Origin of the sequence: Streptomyces sp. YS-3 (genome assembly GCF_045257485.1) — a bacterium.
Classification (GTDB): Bacteria; Actinomycetota; Actinomycetes; order Streptomycetales; family Streptomycetaceae; genus Streptomyces.
Map to the genome: position 1 here is coordinate 1 of NZ_JBJHPC010000732.1, position 3,042 is coordinate 3,042.

Annotated in this window: 3 protein-coding genes; 2 read left to right on the forward strand and 1 reads right to left on the reverse strand. The window is 71.8% G+C overall.

Annotated elements, in window-relative coordinates:
* Window positions 1-81 precede the first annotated feature (81 nt).
* Window positions 82-1,791 (forward strand): flavin monoamine oxidase family protein, encoded by a 1,710-nt coding sequence (locus ACJA3G_RS34005; RefSeq protein ID WP_406556887.1) that lies wholly within the window; start codon window positions 82-84, stop codon window positions 1,789-1,791.
* Between the two features lie 97 nt (window positions 1,792-1,888).
* Here the strand turns inward: ACJA3G_RS34005 and ACJA3G_RS34010 are convergent, their stop codons facing one another.
* Window positions 1,889-2,656 (reverse strand): DUF5995 family protein, encoded by a 768-nt coding sequence (locus ACJA3G_RS34010; RefSeq protein WP_406556888.1) that lies wholly within the window; start codon window positions 2,654-2,656, stop codon window positions 1,889-1,891.
* 223 nt (window positions 2,657-2,879) lie between these two features.
* On the opposite strand from ACJA3G_RS34010, the gene ACJA3G_RS34015 reads away from it, so the two are divergent.
* On the forward strand, window positions 2,880-3,042 hold a 163-nt coding region (locus ACJA3G_RS34015), incomplete at its 3' end, for a DUF5995 family protein (protein WP_406556889.1).

Sequence of the window (3,042 nt, forward strand, 5' to 3'; positions counted from 1 at the left end):
CCTCTACACCTCCCTCGTCTGACCCGGACCCCTTCCGGCCGCCCCCAACCCCCCTCGTACTGTGCAAGGAGTCCGTACCCCATGACGTCCACGGTGCCCACCGCCGTCCCGCACGCCGACGGCCAGCCGCCGATCACCATGTTCGGTCCGGACTTCCCCTACGCGTACGACGACTTCCTGGCCCACCCGGCCGGGCTCGGCCAGATACCCGCGACCGAGCACGGCACCGAGGTCGCCGTCATCGGCGGCGGTCTTTCGGGCATCATCTCGGCGTACGAGCTGATGAAGATGGGCCTCAAGCCCGTCGTGTACGAGGCCGACCAGATCGGCGGCCGGCTGCGCACCGTCGGCTTCGACGGCCCCGGCACGGACGGACTGACCGCCGAGATGGGCGCGATGCGCTTCCCGCCCTCCTCGACCGCCCTCCAGCACTACATCGACCTGGTCGGCCTGGTCACCGAGCCGTTCCCGAACCCGCTCGCCGAGGCCACCCCCTCGACCGTCGTCGACCTCAAGGGCGAGTCGCACTACGCCGAGACCATCGCCGACCTGCCGCAGGTCTACCGCGACGTGGCCGCCGCGTGGAACGCCTGTCTGGAGGAGGGCGCCGACTTCTCGGACATGAACACCGCGATGCGCGAGCGGGACGTCCCGCGCATCCGAGAGATCTGGGCCAAGCTCGTAGAGAAGCTCGACAACCAGACCTTCTACGGGTTCCTCTGCGACTCGCAGGCCTTCAAGTCCTTCCGCCACCGCGAGATCTTCGGCCAGGTCGGCTTCGGCACCGGCGGCTGGGACACCGACTTCCCCAACTCCATCCTGGAGATCCTGCGCGTCGTCTACACCGAGGCGGACGACCACCACCGCGGCATCGTCGGCGGCTCCCAGCAGCTGCCCCTGCGGCTGTGGGAGCGCGAGCCCGAGAAGATCATCCACTGGGCGCAGGGCACCTCGCTCTCCTCGCTGCACGAGGGCGCGCCGCGCCCGGCGGTCACCCGTCTGACCCGCACCGCGGGCAACCGGATCACCGTCACCGACGCGTCGGGCGACATCCGCACCTACCGCGCGGCGATCTTCACCGCGCAGTCCTGGATGCTGCTCTCCAAGATCGAGTGCGATGACTCGCTCTTCCCGATCGACCACTGGACGGCGATCGAGCGCACCCACTACATGGAGTCGAGCAAGCTCTTCGTGCCCGTGGACCGGCCGTTCTGGCTGGACAAGGCCGTCGACGACAGGGGAAATCCGACCGGCCGGGACGTCATGTCGATGACGCTCACCGACCGGATGACCCGTGGCACCTACCTGCTGGACGACGGCCCGGACAAGCCCGCCGTCATCTGCCTCTCCTACACCTGGTGCGACGACAGCCTGAAGTGGCTGCCGCTGTCGGCGAACGAGCGCATGGAGGTCATGCTCAAGTCGCTCGGCGAGATCTACCCGAACGTCGACATCCGCAAGCACATCATCGGCAACCCGGTGACCGTGTCGTGGGAGAACGAGCCCTACTTCATGGGCGCGTTCAAGGCGAACCTGCCGGGCCACTACCGCTACCAGCGCCGTCTGTTCACGCACTTCATGCAGGACTCGCTGCCCGAGGACAAGCGGGGCATCTTCCTCGCGGGCGACGACATCTCCTGGACGGCCGGCTGGGCCGAGGGCGCGGTGCAGACCGCCCTGAACGCGGTGTGGGGCGTCATGCACCACCTCGGCGGCGCCACGGACGGCACCAACCCCGGCCCGGGCGACCTGTACGACGAGATCGCGCCGGTCGAGCTGCCGGAGGACTGACGGCGGCGCAGACCTTCCGCGGGGGGCTCGGGGGCTTTGGCCCCCGGGCCCCCCTTCCGTGCCGTCGCCCGCTCGCAGCCCCGCCGCGCCGGGTGGCTCATCCCGGGAAGGCCGGGTCCGGGCCGGATCGCCAGGGGTGGACTCCTCGCGCGGCGGAGGGCGCGGCGTACGGCGTCAGCAGGCACCGCCCCACCAGACCGACCCCCGCGTCCATCCGCTCCCTGAACTCCCGGAACAGGTCGGGAAGTTCCCGCAGCCGCCACAGCAGCCGCGCCGACGACCAGGCCGCGTCGCGCGCCCGCTCCAGGCTCCATGACGCCAGCAGATGCGTGAGCGGATCCGCGACCTCCAGCAGGTCGGGCCCCGGCATCAGCTCCTCGCGCACCCGCTCCTCCAGCGCCACCAGCATGTCGCCGACCCGCTCGAAGTCCCGCTCCAGACCGTCCGGTCCGCACTCCAGGGCGCGGCAGCTGTCGACGACGGCGAGTGCCAGGTCGTGCCCGATGTGGGCGTTGATGCCGCAGAGCGCGAACTGCAGGGGGCGCACGCCCGGGTGGCGCCGGTACTGGAACAGGGGCCGCCAGCAGGCGGGCGGGCGCAGCCCCGCCGCCACCGCGTCGACCGCCCGCAGATAGCGACCGGCGAACAGCACGTCCAGCGTCGCCGCGGCCCCCGGGTCCTCGAACGCGCCCCCGGAGAGGGAGCGGCCGATCTCCTCGGTCACCGCCAGATAGACCCGGTTGAAGACGGCCAGGCCGTCCCTGGGAGGCAGGCTCGCGCGCAGCGCCCGCATCCGCCCCGCTACGGTGTCCACCGACGCCCCGGCGAGCCCCGTGGTACCTGCCCGCTCTCCGATCCGCACCATGGGGGCAGCGTCCCAGTCCGGCGCTTCCCGGGACGCCGCCGTGCCCGGGGCTTCCCCGGAACGGGTGAACAGGGGGCCAGTGGGGCCCGGGAGAAGGGGAGTTCACGGTTGTCGGGAACACCGCCCGCACGCGCGCGTCGGCGCGGCGCGGACAGAGCCGCGCGCCGCTCGGCCGCCCGGCGCACCGCCATGATGGTGCTGGCCTGCGCGGTCGTGGGCGTCGGTGGACACCGTAGCGGGGCGGATGCGGGCGCTGCGCGCGAGCCTGCCTCCCAGGGACGGCCTGGCCGTCTTCAACCGGGTCTATCTGGCGGTGACCGAGGAGATCGGCCGCTCCCTCTCCGGGGGCGCGTTCGAGGACCCGGGGGCCGCGGCGACGCTGGACG

Excerpts from the sequence above, each read along its gene's own strand:
- ACJA3G_RS34005 (WP_406556887.1), top strand. The coding sequence starts at position 82 with ATGACGTCCACGGTGCCCACCGCCGTCCCGCACGCCGACGGCCAGCCG.
- ACJA3G_RS34010 (WP_406556888.1), bottom strand. The coding sequence starts at position 2,656 with ATGGTGCGGATCGGAGAGCGGGCAGGTACCACGGGGCTCGCCGGGGCG.